Source organism: Xanthomonas euvesicatoria pv. euvesicatoria (assembly GCF_020880415.1).
Taxonomy (GTDB): domain Bacteria; phylum Pseudomonadota; class Gammaproteobacteria; order Xanthomonadales; family Xanthomonadaceae; genus Xanthomonas; species Xanthomonas euvesicatoria.
In genome coordinates, this window is the sequence record NZ_JAJIUJ010000012.1 from 1 (window position 1) to 19288 (window position 19288).

Sequence of the window (19288 nt, forward strand, 5' to 3'; positions counted from 1 at the left end):
ACCGCACGTGCCGCGCCATCCGCCATCTGCAAAGTCCACTTCCGGCCGATCTGCAGCTTGGCTGCAGGGCCCTTGCCCGCCCACCATCGCGGGACACGCTGCAAGTACGTCCTTGTAAGCTCTGGCGCGGCATCCATGCCGCTCAAGGTCCCGCGACGGTGGGCGGGCAAGGACCTGGCGAGATGGTCGGTGCGCATGGTTGCCAGCAGTGCAGGCTGCGCCACGATTCCCGATTCCCGATTCCCGATTCCCGATTCCCGAACCACCAATCCCGGCCCCTCAGTGCCCGGCCGGCCTGGGCGGGCGCAGCAGGCTCAGCACGATGGTCGCCACCAGGATCGCAACCACCACGCCCAGCGACACCAGCACCGGGATCTTGTACAGATCGATGATCATCATCTTGATGCCGATGAACACCAGGATCACCGCCAGGCCGTAGGGCAGCAGGTGGAAGCGGTCGGCCATGCCGGCCAGCAGGAAGAACATCGCGCGCAGGCCCAGCACCGCGAACACGTTGGAGGTGAGCACGATGAACGGGTCGGTGGTGATCGCGAAGATCGCCGGGATGCTGTCCACCGCGAAGATCACATCGATCACCGCGATCAAAATCAGTACCACGAACAGCGGCGTAAACCAGCGCTTGCCGTCCTTGATCACGCTGAGCAGGTTGCCGTGGTACTGCGGGCTCAGGCGCAGGTGCCCGCGCATCCAGCGCAGCACCGGGTTGGCTTCCAGATCCGGCTCCTTGCCGGCGGAGAACCACATCTTGATGCCGGTCAGCAGCAGGAACGCACCGAACACGTAGAGCAGCCAATGGAACTTGGCCAGCAGCATCGAGCCGGCAAAGATCATGATCGCGCGCAGCACGATCGCGCCCAGCACGCCGATGATCAGCACGCGCTGGCGCTGTTCTTCGGGCACGCCGAAGTAGGTCATCACCATCAGGAAGACGAAGATGTTGTCGACCGCCAGGGATTTTTCCACCAGGTAGCCGGTGAGGAACTGCAGCCCGATCTGGTCGGCCTGGGCGTCGCCGACGCTGCCTTGCAGGTACCACCACAGCCCGGCATTGAAGGCCAGCGCCAGCAGCACCCAACCGATGCTCCACCAGGTGGCCTCCTTGAAAGTGACCTTGTGGGCGCCGCCGTGGCGCATCAGCACCAGATCGATCAGCAGCGCGGCGATCACCACCACCGCGAAGCCACCCCATAACCACACGTTGCCAATGGTTTGCATAAGAATCCCGAAAAAAGTGAAAGCGGCCTGGACAGCCGGCGGGCTGAGGCCTTGTGACACGGAAATCGTGGATTCCGGGTGACGGACCTTCGCCTGCGCGGCGAAGGTCTCGCTCGCAACCGGCCGGGCCGGTTGCCGTTGCACCGGAGCGCTGCACATGGCGGGCTCGTAATGACGGCGACAACGCTGGGAGCTACTCCCCTTCTGCGCCCGATTCTGCGTGCACGGCGCAGGCACGTCAATCCAGCCGGATACAATGGACCGATGAATATTCCAGTCCCCGTCGTCCGTCTCAAGAATGCCTGGCGCTCCAGCCACCCGTGGATCTTCCAGAAGCTGGTGGAAAAGCCCGCCGCCAAGCCCAAGCCCGGCACCATCGTCGATGTGGTCGGCGTGGATGGGGAATGGATTGGCCGCGGCTTCTACAACGGCCATTCGCGCATTGCCGTGCGCATCCTGGAAACCGACCAGTCGGTGCCGGTGGATGCGGGCTGGTTCTCGCGCAAGATCGCCGCGGCAGTGAGCCTGCGCCGCGACTGGCTCAAGCTCGATGGCGTGTCCGACGCCTGGCGCGTGGCGCACAGCGAAGGCGATGGCCTGTCCGGCCTGGTGGTGGACCGCTACGGCGACCTGGTGGTGGTGGAGTTCTTCGCCGCCGGCATGTTCCGTCATCGCGAATGGATCTACGAGGCGCTGCGCGAACAGTTCCCCGGCTGCCGCTTCCACAGCTTTGCCGACGAACATGTGCAAAAGCAGGAAAGCTTCGATTTCCACAGCAACACCACCACCGAAGCGGCGGTGATCACCGAGCACGGCATCAAGTTCCGCGCCGACCCGGCCGGTGCGCACAAGACCGGTTTTTTCGCCGACCAGCGCGACAACCGCCAGTGGCTGAGCGAGCAGGTCGAAGGCAAGAGCGTGCTGGACCTGTGCTGCAACACCGGCGGCTTTGCGGTGTATGCCGCCGCGCGCGGTGCGGCCGAAGTGCTGGGCGTGGACATCGACGAAGACGTGATTGCCATTGCCAAGGGCAACGCCAAGCTCAATAACGTGCGGCCCAAGTTCGTGCAGGCCGACATCTTTCCGTGGCTGCGCGATGCGGCCAACCGCGGCGAGCAGTTCGATGTGGTGATCCTGGACCCGGCCAAGATGACCCGCGACCGCGATCAGGTGATTCCGGCGCTGAAGAAGTACCTGGACATGAACAAGCTGGCCTTGGGCGTGGTCAAGCCGGGCGGCCTGTTTGCCACCTTCTCGTGCACCGGCCTGGTGGCCGAGCAGGAGTTCCTGGACATGCTGCGGCGCGCGTCGTATTTCTCCGGGCGCACCATCCAGATCCTGAAGGTGGCCGGTGCCGGTCCCGATCATCCGTTCATGGCGCACGTGCAGGAATCGCGCTATCTGAAAGCGGTGTTCTGCCGGGTGATGTAGCAGCGCGTTGCGGCGAAAGACGCCCGCTGCCGTGTGGCAGGCAGCGTCTTTCGCGGCGCGATGCCATCGCCGGCCAGCAGTAGGTCAACGCAGACATGCAACCAGGAGCCGGCAGCCGATGACCTCCAGCGACGAAGACGAACGCAAGGCCCTGCGCCGCTTGCTGCGGCAGATCGAGCGGCCCAATGCCAGCCTGCTGGCCAGCAACTGGCCGGTGTTCGGCGTCTGGCTGCTGTTTTCCGGGGCTTTCATGTATCTGTTCCAGACTGGCGACGGTTCGCCGCTGCACCCGTTGCTGCTGGCGCTGGGCTCGACCTGTCTGGGCGTGTTCGGTGCGTGGATCGTGTTCCGTTCGGTGTGGGCGCGGCAGTGGCCGCATGTGCGCGAACACATCGATGTGGACAGCGTGCGCGCGCGTCTGGCAGAACTGGACGACTGAGCGATACAGCGCGCGAGGCGGTTTGCTCGCGCTGCCAGGCAGATCAAACCGATCTGCAACGACGAGCGGCCGCCCGCGCCGTGGTTGCCGGCATGGCGGCGTCGCTCGACAGCATCGCGCGTGCGCACGCCATCGGCATCGCCGCAGAACTGCGCTTGCAGCGCGCGTATCGCACGCCACGCCGTGCGGATCGACCGCAGCGCTGCAGCGTCCCACGTGTGGCCGCAGTGCGTGTAGCCAGCCGCTATGATCGGCTCACCCCCACTGCCTGTGAGATCGCATGCACCTGCGTTCGCTTTGCCTGTCTGCCACGTTGTTGCTGGCCGCTGCGCTGCCCGCACATGCGCTGGAGTTTTCCAAGGCCGAACTGGCGCGCGCGACTGCCCTGCAGAAACGCCTGGTCACGCTGGATTCGCATCTGGATACGCCGGCCAATCTGGAACGCGCCGACTTCGACGTCTTGCAGGCGCATGCCGGCAACCGCCTGTCCCAGGTGGATTACCCGCGCATGGTCGAAGGCGCGCTGGATGGTGGGTTCTGGGCGGTCTACACCGGGCAGGGCGATCGCAGTGCGGCCGCGCACCTGGACGATCGCGATGCCGGTCTGCAGCGCCTGCTGAAGATCCACACATTGGTGGCCGCGCAACCGCAGCGTTTTGCACTGGCCACCACGCCGGCCGACGCCGCGCGCATCAAGGCCGCCGGCAAGCGCGTGGTGTACATCAGCATGGAAAACGCCAGCCCGCTGGTAGCCGACCCCACCTTGCTGCGCTTCTATTACGCGCAGGGGCTGCGCTTGATGAGCACCGTGCACTTTCTCAACAACGAGTTCGCCGACTCGGCCACCGACCCCAAGGGCGCGGAGTGGAACGGCCTGAGCCCGGCCGGCAAACAGCTGGTGCAACAGGCGCAGGCGTTGGGCATCGTGATCGATCAATCGCATGCCTCCGATGCGGTGTTCGACCAGTTGATCGCGCTGTCGCCGGTGCCGATCGTGCTCTCGCACAGCGGTGCGCGCGCGGTCTACAACCACCCGCGCAATATCGACGATGCGCGCCTGAAGGTGCTGGCCGCGCATGGCGGGGTGATCCAGGTCAATTCCTACGGCGGCTACCTGGTGGACAGCGGCGCCAGCCCCGAGCGCAAGGCCGCCGAGAAGGCGCTCACCGACCAATACGGCGGCTGGGAGCACGTCAAGATCGCCGACGGTACCAAGCTCAGCGCCGCGCTGAAGGAGCTGGATGCGCGCTACCCGATCAAGCGCGCCACCGAAGAAGACTTCTTCGCGCATCTTGAGCACTTATTGGCAGTGGTCGGGCCCGAGCACGTGGGCATCGGCATGGATTGGGACGGCGGTGGCGGGGTGGTGGGCCTGGAAGATGTCTCCGACCTGCCGCGCATCACCGCGTGGCTGTTGCGCAAGGGCTACACCGAGCAGCAGATCGCCGGCATCTGGGGCGGCAACCTGTTGCGGGTGATGGGCCAGGCGCAGGCGTATGCGGCCGGGAAACGGGAATCGGGAGTGGGGAGGTAGTGCTGGGGGACCAGGGATTCGGGATTCGGGAATCGGGATTCGCAAAGCCGAGGCGGTGTGTCGTGTGGGGCTGGGTGCTGGCCGCCGGCTTGGTTGTGGGTGCAGGGCTGGGGTAGAGGCAGCGTTGCTGCCGCGGGCTCCTTCGCCGGATGGGCTGGTTGGGGCGCGCGCGGAGTGCGCCGCTAGGTGTCAGCCAAGCGGTGGGTCACGGGGCGCCGTCGCTGCATCGGGGCGGCCAGCCCTGCACCAACAGCATGGTGGCTGTTGCGTTCCGAACCCGGCACACGCCGGGAGCGGTTGCAGTTGATTTGGGCATTTGCACGAAAATTTGCGCGTGCCAGCCCGCAGACAGGCAACACCCTGACGATGATTCCGGGAAAACGCTCAATCTAGAATGCGTCGACCACCTGCCTGGTGTCGGTGCTGCCGCACTGCGCACCGGCTGGCCTTCCGACTGCTGGAGCGTGCGATGACCCAAGCCACCCGGCCCCTGCCGCCCTCCGATGACATGGGTCCGACCTACCGCAAGATCCTGTGGCGGCTGATCCCGTTCCTGTTCGTCTGCTACCTGTTCAATTACCTGGACCGGGTCAACGTGGGCTTTGCCAAGCTGCAGATGCTGGGCGACCTGGGCATGAGCGAGACCGTGTACGGGCTGGGCGCGGGCATTTTCTTCATCGGTTACCTGGCCTGCGGGGTGCCGAGCAATCTGATCCTGCAGCGCATCGGTGCCCGGCGCTGGGTGGCGATCATGATGGTCAGCTGGGGCCTGCTCTCCACCTGCCTGCTGTTCGTGCGCACCCCGGCCGGGTTCTACACCCTGCGCCTGCTCACCGGTGCGGCCGAGGCGGGCTTCTTTCCCGGCATCGTGCTGTACCTGACCCGCTGGTTCCCGCGTGCCCGGCATGGCCGGGTCATGACCGTGTTCATGTCGGCGATCCCGATCTCCGGGGTGCTGGGCGGGCCGTTGTCCGGCTGGATCCTGGATCACTTCTCGGCCGGGCAGGGCGGCCTGGCCGGCTGGCAATGGATGTTCCTGCTGCAGGGCCTGCCGACCGTGTTGCTGGGCATCGGGGTGTGGTTCCTGCTCAGCGACGGCGTGCAACAGGCCAGCTGGCTCAACCCGCAGGAAAAACAGGCCTTGGCACGCGTGCTGGCCGAGGACGAAGCAGGCAAGCCAGCCGGCGCGTCCACCTCGCTGGGCGCGGTGCTGCGCAATCCGGCGGTGTGGCTGCTGGGCACGGTGTACTTCTGCATCCAGAGCGGGGTGTATGCGATCAACTTCTGGCTGCCGTCGATCATCCAGGGCAGCGGTGTCACCGACCCGATCCGCATCGGTCTGATGAGCGCGATCCCGTACCTGGCCGCGGCGGTGTTCATGGTGCTGATGGGCCGTTCGGCCGACCGTCGCGGCGAGCGTCGCTGGCACTTGGTGATTCCGTTGCTGATGGGCGCGGCCGGCCTGTGCATCGCCGCCAGCGTCACCGACAACCTGGGCCTGGCGGTGTTCGGCATGACCCTGGCCACGATGGGGGCGGTCAGCGGCTTGCCGCTGTTTTGGCCGCTGACCAACGGCTTTCTCACCGCCGCCGCCGCCGCCGGTGGGCTGGCGCTGATCAATTCCACCGGCCAGGTGGCCGGTTTCCTCAGCCCGTATCTGGTGGGCTGGATCAAGGACACCACCCACAGCACCGAAGTGGCGCTGTACGTGCTGGCCGGCGCCATGGCGCTGGGCGCCGCGCTGGTGCTGCGGGTGCCGGCGCGGGCGGTGAACCGGTGATGCGTCCGTCCCAGCGAGTGTCCGCATGAAGATCGTCATTGCCCCCGATTCGTACAAGGAAAGCCTGCCCGCGCTGGAGGTGGCCACGCAGATCGAGGCGGGCTTTCGCGAGGTCTTCCCCGACTGGCAGTACCACAAGGTGCCGGTTGCCGATGGCGGCGAAGGCACGGTCGATGCGCTGGTGGCCGCCACCGGCGGGCGGGTGATCGCCTGCACCGTCAGCGGCCCGCTCGGCACCCCGGTGCAGGCGTTCTTCGGCCTGACCGGCGACGGCCGCACCGCGGTGATCGAAATGGCCGCCGCCAGCGGCCTGGCCCTGCTGCCGCCGGCCGCGCGCGCGCCGCTGCGCACCAGCACCGCAGGCGTGGGTGAGCTGATCCTGGCCGCCCTGGACGCCGGCGCACGGCGTTTCATCATCGGCATCGGCGGCAGCGCCACCAACGACGGCGGCAGCGGCCTGGCGCAGGCCTTGGGCGTGCGGTTGCTGGATGGCCAGGGCGAGGCGATCGGTCCAGGCGGCGGCGCGCTGGCCACGCTGGCGCGCATCGACACCGAAGGCATGGATGTGCGGCTGCAGGATTGCCAGTTCGAAGTGGCCTGCGACGTGGACAACCCGCTGATCGGGCCGACCGGCGCCTCGGCGGTGTTCGGCCCGCAGAAGGGCGCCACCCCCGGCATGGTGCGCCAGCTCGATCGCAACCTGCAGCACTACGCCGACCTGTTGCAGCGCGACCTGGGTGTGCGGTTGCACGCGCTGCCCGGCGGCGGCGCGGCCGGCGGCCTGGGCGCGGCCCTGGTGGCGTATCTGGGCGCGCAGCTGCGGCCCGGGGTGGAGATCGTCGCCCAGGCGCTCGGGCTGGACGCGCTGGTCGCCCAGGCCGATCTGGTCATCACCGGCGAAGGCCGCCTGGACAGCCAGAGCCTGCACGGCAAGACCCCGGTGGGCGTGGCGCGGGTGGCGCAACGACACAGCAAGCCGGTGATCGCCATCGCCGGTTGCCTGGGCAACGGCGCCGCGCTGCTGCATGGGCACGGCATCGACGCGATGTTTGCGGTGGTGCATCGCGCCTGCACGGTGGAGCAGGCGCTGGCCGAAGCCGCCAGCAACGTGCGCATCGCCGCCCGCAATGTGGCCGCGGCGCTGCAGCTGGGCGGGGCATTGGCACAGGTCGGGTCGGGGCGCGAGCGGGGCTGACGGCAGTGCCCGGGTGGCTCGGAGGGGTGGGGCACCTGCGCTTGCGTTCGGGGCGGCCTCCTGGACAGGGTGCGCGCCCACTGCATGTACGGCCGATCCGCAAAGGTAATCAGCGTTCTTCGCACCGATCCCGGGCATCGGCCGCAACTCCTCCCGTCATACACCTGCCAAACATCCGCGAAGCGAACATGCCACCGTGACCGCCCCTGATCGCGGCAACAGACCCCCGCCCATGCTCACGCTCGACCGCACCCTGGCGCAGTCCATTGTCGACCGCGCGATGACCATCATCGACGGCAACGTCAATGTGATGGACCACTCCGGCGTCATCATCGCCAGCGGCGAGCCGGCGCGGATCGGCCAGCTGCACGAAGGTGCGTTGCTGGTGCTGTCCCGGCAGGGCCGGGTGGAGATCGACGCCGCCCTGGCGCAGCAGCTGGATGCGGTGCGCCCCGGCGTCAACCTGCCGCTGATCGCCGAGGGCCGCATCGTCGGCTGCGTCGGGCTGACCGGCGACCCGCAGCGCATCGGGCAGCAGGCCGAGCTGGTGCGCATGGCCGCCGAAGCGATGCTGGAACAGGCCGGGCTGCTGCGCCTGCTGGCCCGCGACGCGCGCCTGCGCGAAGAGGTCACGCTGGGCCTGATCCGGCCCGACGGCCCGACCCCGGCGCTGGCCGGCTGGGCCGAGCGGCTCGGGATCGCGCTGGACCTGCCGCGCGTGGCCGCGGTAATCGAAGTGGAAAGCGATAGCCTGGACCTGGACGCGATGCTGGTGGAACTGCAGCGCCTGCACACCCTGCTGTCCACGCCCGAGCGCGGCAACCTGATCGCCGCCACCGCGCTCAACGAGCTGGTGGTGCTCAAGCCGGCACTGGACCGGCGTGGCCACTGGGACGTGGCGGAGCAACGCCGTCGCGCGCACAGCCTGCTCGAGCGCATGCGCGCCAGCAGCCGGCTGCGGATCCGGCTGGCCCTGGGCCAGTATTTTCCGCAGTCCAACGGCCTGGCGTTGTCGCACCAGATCGCGCGCACCACCATGCGCATCGGCAAGGCGCGCACCCCGTACGCCGACGCCTTCTTCTACGACGATTACCGCCTGCCGGTGCTGGTGGACGACCTGCGCCAGGCCTGGCAGGCCGAGGAATTGCGCAAGCCGCTGCAGGCACTGCTGGCGCAGGACCGTCGCAGTCAGTTGCTGAAGACCTTGTCGGTCTGGTTCGGCGCCGGCATGCGCATGGCCCCCACCGCCAAGGCGCTGGGCATTCATCGCAACACCCTGGATTACCGCATGCAGCGCATACAGGAACTGTGCGCGGTGGACCTGGGCAACACCGACGACTGCATGCGCCTGTACCTGGCGCTGCGGATGCGCCACGACAGCGCCGCAACCACGCCGAACACCGACGCGCACGCCCCCGACTGAGCGGCGCCACAACCGCCGCAACGCTGCCCTGTGCAGTGGCGCACGGAACGCCGCCTTGGCTGGTATGCGCAGTCCGCTAGACTGCGCGGATTGCCCGGCCGCGAGCGCTCCGTTGAACCAGTGCGATACCGTCGTGTCATCTGCGTCTAGCGAGGTCCAGCGCCTGGCACGTCTGGCGCTGTTGCAGGTGGTCGACACCGCCGCCGAGCCGTTCTTCGACGCGCTGGCCGCTGCCGCGCAGGCGATCGCCGGTACCCCCATCGCGCTGGTCTCGCTGGTGGACGAACATCGGCAGTGGTGGAAGGCCAACATCGGCCTGCCGGGGGTTTCGGAAACCCCACGCGAACTGGCGTTCTGCGCCCACACCATCCAGGGCGATGCGGTGATGGAAGTGCGCGACGCGCCGGCCGACCCACGCTTCCACGACAACGCCCTGGTCACCGATGCGCCCGGTATCCGTTATTACGCCGGCGCCCCCATCGTGCTGCCGGATGGCTTACGCATGGGCACGGTGTGCGTGATCGACCAGCGCCCGCGCGCGCTGGAGCCGGCGCAGTTGCAGGCCTTGCAGCAACTGGCCAGGGTGGCCGCCGAAGGCCTGGAGCAACGCCGTGTGATGCTCGAGCGCGAGGCGGCCAATGCCCAGCTGCAGCAGCGGCTGCGCGAGAGCGAAGCGTTTCTGGAGCGCACCGGCCGGGTGGCCGGGGTCGGCGGGTGGGAGGTGGACGTGGCCAGCGGCACGCTGATCTGGTCGGACCAGACCTGCCGCCTGCACGATGTTCCGCCCGGTTACCGGCCCAGCCTGACCGAGGCGATCGGCTTCTATCCGCTGGAGGCGCGCGCGGTCATCACCGAAGCGGTCGAAGCCTGCGTGCGGGACGGCACGTCCTGGGATCTGGAGCTGCCGCTGACCAGCGCCACCGGGCGGCGGCTATGGGTGCACAGCACCGGATCGGTGGAACACGTGGATGGGCGCATGCGCCTGATCGGTGCGGTCCAGGACGTGACCGACCGGCACCAGGCCGTGGACGCGCTGGCCGCCAGCGAGCGCAAGTTCCGCAAGATGTTCCAGTACAGCCTGGGCCTGATCTGCACCCACGACATGCATGGCCGGCTGGTCAGCATCAACCCGGCCGCCGCACGCTCGCTCGGCCGCAGCGTCGAGCAGATGGAAGGCCGCTCGCTGGTGGAATTCGTGCGCCCCGAGCGCCACGCCGCCTTGCGCGGGTACCTCTCGCGGATGGTGCTCGATGGCCAGGATTCGGGAGTGATCGAACTGGTGGCCGGCGACGGCAGCCTGCGCCATTGGCAGTACCACAACGTGCTGGACGTGGAATCCGACGCCACGGTGGTGCTGGCGCATGCCCAGGACATCACCAACCAGTACCGGCAGGAGAAGCAGCTGCTGGAATGGTCGTTCACCGACCCGCTGACCAACTGCTACAACCGCCGATTCCTGGACGAACTGGACAAGCGCGACCCCAGCGTGCGCTGGGGCTGCATCGTGTTGGACCTGGACAAGTTCAAACTGGTCAACGACACCCATGGCCATCAACGCGGCGACGAGGTGTTGGTGCAGATGGCATGGTTCCTCAACCAGCCGCTGCGCACCCAGGACCGCCTGGTACGCCTGGGCGGCGACGAATTCCTGGTGTTGCTACACCAGGCCACCCAGGCACAGCTGGATGCGTTGACGCGCGACTACATGGGGGCCATCGAGGACGCGCCGATCCGCTTCACCCTCGGCACCGCCCTGCGCCAGGACGGCGAAGCGCTGGCGGCGGTGGTCGATCGCGCCGACCACTCGCTGTACTCGCTGCGCCGCGCCCGCCGCGGCACCGGCACCAGCGACCAGCGCTGAGCTTGCGCGCACCTGAAAGCTGCACCGGACCCAGGTGACCGGCTGCGGGAACGCGTGCCGATGAATACGCGATCGCCTATCATGTAAACGTTTACAACTACATGGATTGGAATGGATACCTTCGATCGCACCCAGCTCAGCCCCAAGTGGCAATTCCGCGTCGCCTTCTTCGACCGTCACGGCGGTCCCAGGGACCCTGCCTACAAAGAGGCGCTCAAGACCCTGCCGTTCGGGGAGAAGCTCAAGGTGGGCATGAACTTCTACGCGTTGTTCTTCGGCTTCATCTATTTCTTCATCCTGGGCCTGTGGCGCAAGGCGCTGGGCCTGATCGGCGTCGGCCTGGTGGTCGGCATCGTAGCCTCGTTCCTGCCCGCATCGATCGGTAACGCGCTGAGCATTCCACTGGCCCTGCTGGCCGGCATGAGCGCCAACTACGCCTACTACCTGGACAAGGTGAAGGGCAGCACCAGCTTCAACCCGTTCGAAGGCATGCGCTGGTAAGCCACCGCCGGGCGCGGACCCTCCCACCGACGCCCTGCCGCCAAGCCCGGTCCTGTGACCGGGCTTTTTTGTGGGCCAAGCGCGCCGGCCTAAGGACAAGCATATGGGCATCATTTGCATGCCAGATGGCAGAGGATCGCGGGAAAAGCGCATTCAACCCTCGCCGTACGCGACTCATGCCGCGCGGGCACAGACGCGATCGCAGCAGCGCCAGGATTTGAGAATAGGCCTCGCTGCACGGCCATGCGTCCTGGGCAGCCTCCCGCGCACGCTGCGAGCGGGTTGTCGGCGCAGAGCACCCTCCGATCCGGCAGCGCCACGGCTGCCGAAACGGCGCTTGGCCCTGGAAATGGGCGCCGGACCAACTGCCGTCCCGGCAGCGTCGGAAGTCACAGCCGGGCTCATCCGTTAGCGAAGCTGGCAAGGCGTTTGGGTCCGATACTCCAAACCATTGATCTAAAAGACTTCTCTACCTCGAAGATGCGCTTGAGCCCGCCAGGATTGTTGCGTCGCGGCGTGGTGTGGGTGCTGCCGCATGCTTAATCTTTGCCAACACATGACACACCGCTCTGCTAGTTTTAGATCGATCCAAGCGCGTCCATCGCCCGCAAGTGTTTGAAAGAGATTGTCTTTCCGTCGCACTATCATCCTCGACGAGACGCTTGAATGACCGCTTTTCGCCATTGCCGCCACACCCGCCTGTCGCAGGCGCTGCTGCTCGCATCACTGTCGCCCCTGGCTGGCCTGGACCAGCAGACCCCCGCCCCGCAACAGCTGGACGCGGTCACCGTCACCGGCTCGCGCATCAAGCGCGTGCATGCCGAAGGCCCGGCGCCGGTGCAGATCATCGGCGCCGACGAGATCCGCGCGCAGGGCTTCACCACCGTCTACGACATGCTCGGCACCCTCAACCAGGCCATCGGCACGGTGGAGGCGGACGTCAGCTGGGGCTCGCATACGCCCAATGCCAGCCCGCTCAACCTGCGCAACCTCGGCCCCAACCGCAGCCTGTTGCTGGTCAACGGCCGCCGCGTGGCCGATTACCCGTTGCCGTACGACGGCCAGAGCAACGTTTCCAACTACAGCAACATCCCGGCCGCGGCGGTGGACCGGGTGGAAGTGCTCACCGGCGGCGCCTCGGCCATCTACGGCTCGGACGCGATCGCCGGCGTGGTCAACGTGATCCTCAAGCAGAACTACAGCGGCGATCAGTTCCGCATGCGCGGCGGCACCTCCACCGAGGGCGGCCGCGACACCGCCGACGTGTCCTGGGCCGGCGGGCGCACCGGCGACCACTGGAGCGTGACCTACGCGCTGCAGTACACCAGCCGCGACCCGCTGTTCGGCCGCGATCGCCCGCAGATGGACGACGCCAGCGATGCGCCCTACAGCGCCTGGACCACCGAACAGCGGCGGGTGGGGTTTCGCCCCAGCAGCGGCATTGCGCTGATCGACAATGCCACCGGCACCCGCCAGGCGCCGCCGCCCGGTGCCTGCGATCAGTTCGGCGGCGAGTACTACCTGGCCGACCGGCTGCTCTACAACCGCAATACCGGTGTCACCACCAATACCGGCCAGCTGTGCGGGCTGAGCGCCGACTACGGCCAATGGCTGCTGCGCAGCGGCAGCAAGGACCTGTCCGGGTATCTGTACGGCACCTGGGAGTTCGGCAACGGCGTACAGGCCTGGACCAACCTGGCGGTGTTCGACTCCGAAGCGCAGTGGGGCACCTCGCCGCCCTATGTGCAACTGCCGGCCGGGCTGGACTATCCGGCCTTTTACGATACCGCCAGCGGCCAGCAGCTGATCGGCGTGCGCCAGTTCACCGCCAGCGAGGTCGGCAGCCAGGCCGGCCTGCGCAACCGCAATCGCGAGCGTTCCTGGGACATCAGCGCCGGCCTGCGCGGCACCCTGGCCGACGGCCGCTTCGACTGGGAAGCCTCGCTGGGGCGCTCGTACTACCGGGTACAGGAGCGCATTTCCACGGTCGATTGGCAGCGCGCCAACGACTACTTCCTGGGCCCGCAGCAGGGCACGGTGGACGGGCTGCCGGCCTACACGCTGGACCGCGCGCGCTGGTGGACCCCGCTGACGCCAGGCCAGTACGCGCAGATCGGCGCGCATTCGGTCAACCGCGCCGCGTCCTGGGTCAACCAGGGAGCGCTCAGCCTGAGCGGTCGGCTGTTCGAGGGCTGGGCCGGGCCGGTCGAATTCGCCGCGGTGCTGGAAGCGGCCCAGCAAGGGTATCGGCTCAATCCGGACCCGCGTGCCAATGTCGATTACGAAGTGCAGAACGTCGACCGCGGCGGCGGCGAGCGCACCCGCTACTCGGGCGGCCTGGAGTTCGGCGTGCCGTTGACCGCCACGCTCACCGCCACCCTGGCCGGCCGCTTTGATCGCTATGGCGACTACACCGCATTCAACGACGCCGCCGACCAGTTGGACATCGGCACCCAGAAGGAATCCACCTGGAGCGTCGGCCTGCAGTGGCGGCCGATCAACAGCCTGCTGCTGCGCGGCAGCTACGCCACCAGCTTCCGCGCCCCGGACATGCATTACTTGCTCGGACAACCCAGCTCGGCGCAGGTGCGCACGCTCGACCAGTACCGCTGCATCGCCAGCGGTGCCTACCAGATCAACAACTGCACCGGCGACAACACCGAGGTGACTTATCCCTTCGCGATCAATCGCCGCGGCACCCCGGATCTGGAGTCGGAACTGGGCAATTCCTGGACGGTGGGGTTTGTCTGGGATGCGTTCGAGAACCTGTCGTTGACCGCCGACTTCTGGCGCATCCATCTGGAAGAAGAGATCCGCGACATCGATGAAACCACCATCCTGCGCGACGAGGCCGGCTGCCGCACCGGGCTGACCATCACGCCTGGGCAGGCCTGGTCCAACCCGGGCGGCGCCGATTACTGCGCCTCGATCCTGGCGCGCGTGCAGCGCAATGCGGCCGGCGCCATCACCGCCATCGAGCGCGGGCCGATCAACCTGGCCCAGCGCGATGTCAGCGGCATCGACCTGTCGGCGCGCTATCAGCTCAAGACCGGTATCGGCGACTTCCAGATGGGGCTCGACTACACCAACCTGCGCTCGATGCGCGAGCAGACCTACCGTACCGACCCCAACCCCGAGCGCCGCGACCGCGATATCCGCAGCAAGCTGCGCGGCAGCGTGAGCTGGCTGTACGGCAACTGGAATGCCACCGTCTATGGCGATCGCGTCGGCGCGGTGCCGGGCGTGCGTTCGCACTGGGGCCTGGACCGGCTGGACAACCCCGGCGGCTGCGTGCCGTTTGCCGATGGCGGCGTGCCCGACGACCGCGCCAACTGCACCGACACCGATCCGGCCAGCCCCACCTTCGGCCAGAGCACCCGCAAGTACTACGGCCGCATCGGCCCGGCCATCACCTGGAATGTCAATGTCGGCTACCGCATCACGCCGGCGATGAAGCTCAACCTGTACGTCAACAACGTTTTCAACAGCACCGGCTACAACCACAAGGATCCGTACAAACTCGATTACGAGTTCTATAACAGCCGCCTGTTCAGCCCGGCCGGGCGCGAGATCGCGGCAGAATACGTGTTCGATTTTTGAAGCGCGCAATCGGCGACGCGTGCGTCGGATATGGACAGGTGGTGTTTGCGGCATCGTCCGGGCAAGCAAGATGCCTGCCGATTCCGGGCACGGCCAAAACGCACGACGATGCCGGCGCTTGGTGTCTCGTGTTGCGCGCACGTGTCGTGCGTCGGTCGCTGCGCATCGCAGCGGCGGGCACGCGCCTTCCACCTGCGGCTTTGGCCGCCCTCTCCCCCAAGGGGTTCTGCATGCTGTCAGTCGTACCGCCCAACCGTTCCACTGCGCGTGCTGCGCGCACGTCGTTCTGGCGCCGCGCCGCGGTCGGTCTGTGCCTGCTTGGCGTGGCCATGTCCGGCCCGCTGGCCGCGCAAGACCCGGCGCAGGTCAATACCTTCATCGGCAGCAAGGACGACGGCAATACCTATCCGGGCGCCTCGGCGCCATTTGGCCTGATCCAGGTCAGCCCGATCGGCGCGCACTACGCCGGCTGGCGCTATGACGACCCCAGCATTCGCGGCTTCGGCCATTCGTTCCTGTCCGGCGCCGGATGCTGGGAGCAGGGCGGGCAGGTGTCGATACTGCCGGTGACCGGCCGCATCGGCCCCGGCGGCGACTTCGACACCAACGATGCCAAGGCCTTCGACCAGAAACGCTATGCCGCGCGTTACACGCACGATGGCGAAGTCGGCCAGGCCGGCTATTACAAGGTGCGGCTCACCGATTACGGCAGCATCGACGCCGAAGCCAGCGCGCTGACCCGCGCCGCGACCGAGCGCTACACCTTCGCGCCGGGTGCCGACACCGGCCATGTGCTGGTCAACGTGGCGCAGGCCAACGACCGCCATGTGGTGATCGGCAGCCAGGTGCAGATCGTCGGCGACCGCGTGGTCGAGGGCAAACTGACCACGCAGAGTTTCTGCGGTGGCCACGAATACACCACCTGGTTCCGGCTGGAATTCGATCGCCCGTTCACCGCGCATGGCGTCTGGGGCGAAGAGGGCGGTGTGCCCGGCGCGCGTCACGGCATGGGCGGCGAACTCAAACCCAACGGTGCCTGGCTCAGCTTCCCGCTGGGCAAAGACAAGCGCGCGCGTGCGGTGACCGTGGTCAGCGCCATCTCGCATGTGGATGCGCAAGGCGCCCGCAGCAACCTGCGTGCCGATGGCATGCAGGGCGGCAAACTGCTCAGTCTTGAACAGATGCGCCAACGCGCGCAGCAGGCCTGGCGCAATGCGTTGGCCAGCATGCAAGTGGAAGGCGCCAGCAACGACGAGCGTTCCGTGGCCTATACCGCGCTGTATCACGCCTTGCTGCAGCCGCTGACCGGCAGCGATGCCGATGGCCGCTATCGCGGCTACGACGATGCGATCCATCGCGCCGATGGCTGGACCTACTACGAGTATTTTTCGCTGTGGGATACCTACCGCTCGCAAAACCAGCTGCTGGCCTTGCTGCAGCCAACGCGCGCGCGCGACATCGGCCGCTCGTTGCTGGCGATCCAGCAGCAAGGCGGCTGGCTGCCGCGTTGGGGCTATGCCAACTACGACACCAACATCATGACCGGCGACCCGGTCACCCCGTTCCTGGTGGATCTGTGGCGCTTCGGCGCGTTGCAGGGTAACGAGGCGCAGGCGTATGCAGCGCTGCGCCAGAATGCGTTCGGCCAGCCGCCGATCAATTCGCGCCACGCCGGGCGCTCGGGCAATGCCAACTATCTGGCCAACGGCTTCGTGCAATACGACCGTGCGTTTCCCTCCAAGGGCATGGACGTGGACCCGCATCACGGCGGTTCGGCCACGCTGGAATACGCGCTGGCCGATTGCGCGCTCGCACAGATGGCGCAAGCGCTGGGCCACGGCGATGACAGCGCGCAGCTGCGCAAACGCGGCGGCAACTGGCACAACGTCTGGGATGCGGATGTGCGCGATACCGAGACCGGCTTTGCCGGCTTCCCGCGCCCGCGGCTGGAAGACGGCAGCTGGTATGCGCCATCCGACGATCGCTACAGCCCACGCTCCGAGCACGGCTTCCACGAAGGCACAGCCTGGCAATACCAGTGGCTGGTCCAGCAGGACATCCCCGGCATGCTGCAGGCCATGCATGGCCGCGAACACACCGGTAAACGCCTGGACGCTTTCTTCGCCTACGACGATCTACTGAAAGATCCGCTCACTGCCGCACGCACGCACTGGGTGGTCGGCCCGTACAGCTATTACAACCAGTACCGCTACAACCCCAACAACGAACCGGACCTGCACGCACCGTGGATGTACACGCTGATCGGGCAACCATGGAAGACCGCCACCGTGGTGCGCGCCGCGCAGCAGTTGTTCACCAATGCGCCCAACGGCGTCACCGGGAACGACGACCTTGGCACCATGTCGGCCTGGTATCTGTTCAGCGCGCTCGGCCTGTATCCGGCAGTGCCGGGTAGCGGGCAATTCCTGCTGCATGCGCCGCGTTTCAAGCGGGTCACGCTGAATCTGGGCAACGGCAAGCGCCTGCGCATCGACGCGCCCGGGGCCAACGGCCGCGCGCTGCAATACGTGGACAGCGTGCGTTGGAATGGAAAGCCGCAGCCGCAGGTGTTCCTGGATTGGGCGCAGCTGCAGCAGGGCGGCACGCTGTCGTTTGCGCTCACCCCGCAGGCGCCCACCCAAGGCTGGGGTACGCAAGCGGATGCATTGCCCACTTCATTCTGCGCCACACCTCAGGCGCAGTAACACCACGGCGGTTGAAGCCCTCTCCCTGCGGGGCGAAAAGGCACAGCTTGCGCGCTACTGGCGCGCGTGCCTTGGAGAGAGAAGGACGCTCAGCCCGCCTGATTCAACCGGCTATTGCGTCGCCCATATGCCAGGTACACCACCACGCCCAGCGCATTCCATAGCAGGAACCAGACCTGCGTCTTGCTCGGCAAACTCCAGAACAGGTACAGACAGCCGCCGATCGCCACCGGTCCCACCACCCACGCCAGCGGCGTGCGGAAGGCGCGCGCGCGGCCGGGCTCGCGCACGCGCAACACCAACAGGCAGGCCGCCACCGCGGTGAATGCGGCCAGCGTGCCGGCATTGGCCAATGCGGCGATTTCGTCCAGCCGGGCCACGCCCGCCAGTGCTGCCACCAGCACCGCGGTGAACAGCGTGATCGCCACCGGCGTGCCGGTGCGTGCATTGACCTTGGACAGGCCGCGCGGCAACAAGCCATCGCGCGACATCACGAAGAAGATGCGGCTCTGCCCGTACAAGAACGCCAGCAACACCGTCGGCAACGCAATGATCGCCACCGCACCGATCACCAGGGCCGCCTTGCCGTGGCCGAGTTCGCGCAGGATCAGCGCCAACGGCTCGGGGCTCTTGCCGAACACGGTAAAGCTCATCGCACCCACCGCCGCCAGCGCCACCAGCACATAGATCAAGGTGCAGCCGATCATCGAACCGACGATGCCGATCGACAGATCGCGTCCCGGGTTCTTGGTTTCTTCGGCGGCGGTGGAAATCGCATCGAAGCCATAGAACGCGAAGAAGATGATGGCCGCCGCTGCCATCACGCCGCGCTCCACGCCATCGGGACCCATTGCCTTGGAGAAGCCATACGGCATGAACGGCTGCAGGTTGGCGCTGTTGAAGGCCGGCAGCGCAATGGCCACGAACACGCCCAGCGCAATGATCTTCAGCACCACCAGCACGGCATTGAGCGTGGCGCTTTCCTTGGTGCCGGCCATCAACAGGCCAGCCACCAGGAAGGTGATCACCACCGCCGGCAGGTTCACGATGCCGCCGGCATGCGGCCCGGCAATGAGTTCATGCGGCAAGCCCACTCCCAACCATTGCAGGAACCCGACGAAATAGCCCGACCAGCCGACCGCCACGGTGCTGACCACCAGCGAGTATTCCAGCACCAGGCTCCAGCCCACCACCCAGGCGATGCTCTCGCCCAGCGCGGTGTAACTGTAGGTATACGCACTGCCGGCAGCCGGCATCATCGTGGCCATCTCCGCATACGCCAGCGCCGCGCAGGCGCAGACGATGCCGGCCGCCACGAACGACAGCAGCACCGCGGGGCCGGCCTTGTCGGCGCCCACGCCGATCAGCGTGTAGATACCGGTACCGACGATGGCGCCGATGCCCAGCGCGATCAGATGCGGCCAGCTCAGGCTGCGGACCAGTTGCCGGCCAGTCTCGTGCACGGTGACCTGATCGATGGATTTGCGCCTGAGCCAAGACGACATGCGGACCTCGCGGGAATCAAAAGAATGCGCGAGTGTCGCCCAACGCAGCGCAGCAAAGCTATCGGTCCGAGGTCCTTC

The 19288-nt window shown here is 67.1% G+C and carries 12 protein-coding genes; 10 read left to right on the forward strand and 2 right to left on the reverse strand.

Translation table 11 applies throughout. The features are described from left to right. Positions 1-279 precede the first annotated feature (279 nt). Positions 280-1236, reverse strand: coding sequence for a TerC family protein (locus LN450_RS01230; RefSeq protein WP_011349210.1), 957 nt, complete (start codon positions 1234-1236; stop codon positions 280-282). A 264-nt stretch (positions 1237-1500) separates the two neighbouring features. Here LN450_RS01230 and LN450_RS01235 point away from each other — a divergent pair, with 264 nt between their 5' ends. The 10 genes from LN450_RS01235 to LN450_RS01280 all read left to right on the forward strand — a co-directional run bounded on the left by LN450_RS01235 (position 1501) and on the right by LN450_RS01280 (position 17705). After that, complete coding sequence (locus tag LN450_RS01235; RefSeq protein ID WP_011349209.1) at positions 1501-2667, forward strand: class I SAM-dependent rRNA methyltransferase; 1167 nt, start codon at positions 1501-1503, stop codon at positions 2665-2667. Between the two features lie 118 nt (positions 2668-2785). Next, positions 2786-3106, forward strand: a complete 321-nt coding sequence (locus tag LN450_RS01240; RefSeq protein WP_003482258.1) for a hypothetical protein — start codon at positions 2786-2788, stop codon at positions 3104-3106. Positions 3107-3386: 280 nt separating this feature from the next. Further along, positions 3387-4640: a dipeptidase gene (locus LN450_RS01245; protein ID WP_008573114.1), complete on the forward strand. Its 1254-nt coding sequence runs from the start codon at positions 3387-3389 to the stop codon at positions 4638-4640. 469 nt (positions 4641-5109) lie between these two features. Beyond that, positions 5110-6420: an MFS transporter gene (locus tag LN450_RS01250; protein WP_011349208.1), complete on the forward strand. Its 1311-nt coding sequence runs from the start codon at positions 5110-5112 to the stop codon at positions 6418-6420. Positions 6421-6445: 25 nt separating this feature from the next. Continuing rightward, positions 6446-7615, forward strand: coding sequence for a glycerate kinase (locus LN450_RS01255; protein WP_011349207.1), 1170 nt, complete (start codon positions 6446-6448; stop codon positions 7613-7615). Between the two features lie 232 nt (positions 7616-7847). After that, on the forward strand, positions 7848-9038 hold the full coding sequence (locus LN450_RS01260; RefSeq protein WP_011349206.1) for a sugar diacid recognition domain-containing protein: 1191 nt from the start codon (positions 7848-7850) through the stop codon (positions 9036-9038). A 112-nt stretch (positions 9039-9150) separates the two neighbouring features. Continuing rightward, positions 9151-10899 (forward strand): sensor domain-containing diguanylate cyclase, encoded by a 1749-nt coding sequence (locus LN450_RS01265; protein ID WP_039417221.1) that lies wholly within the window; start codon positions 9151-9153, stop codon positions 10897-10899. 111 nt (positions 10900-11010) lie between these two features. Next, positions 11011-11400 (forward strand): DUF2628 domain-containing protein, encoded by a 390-nt coding sequence (locus LN450_RS01270; RefSeq protein ID WP_011349204.1) that lies wholly within the window; start codon positions 11011-11013, stop codon positions 11398-11400. Between the two features lie 666 nt (positions 11401-12066). Further along, complete coding sequence (locus tag LN450_RS01275) at positions 12067-15000, forward strand: TonB-dependent receptor domain-containing protein (RefSeq protein WP_011349203.1); 2934 nt, start codon at positions 12067-12069, stop codon at positions 14998-15000. Positions 15001-15230: 230 nt separating this feature from the next. Continuing rightward, positions 15231-17705, forward strand: coding sequence for a GH92 family glycosyl hydrolase (locus tag LN450_RS01280; protein WP_011349202.1), 2475 nt, complete (start codon positions 15231-15233; stop codon positions 17703-17705). A gap of 89 nt (positions 17706-17794) precedes the next feature. On the opposite strand, the gene LN450_RS01285 is transcribed toward LN450_RS01280, so the two are convergent. Then, positions 17795-19210: an amino acid permease gene (locus LN450_RS01285; RefSeq protein ID WP_011349201.1), complete on the reverse strand. Its 1416-nt coding sequence runs from the start codon at positions 19208-19210 to the stop codon at positions 17795-17797. Between the last annotated feature and the right edge of the window lie 78 nt (positions 19211-19288).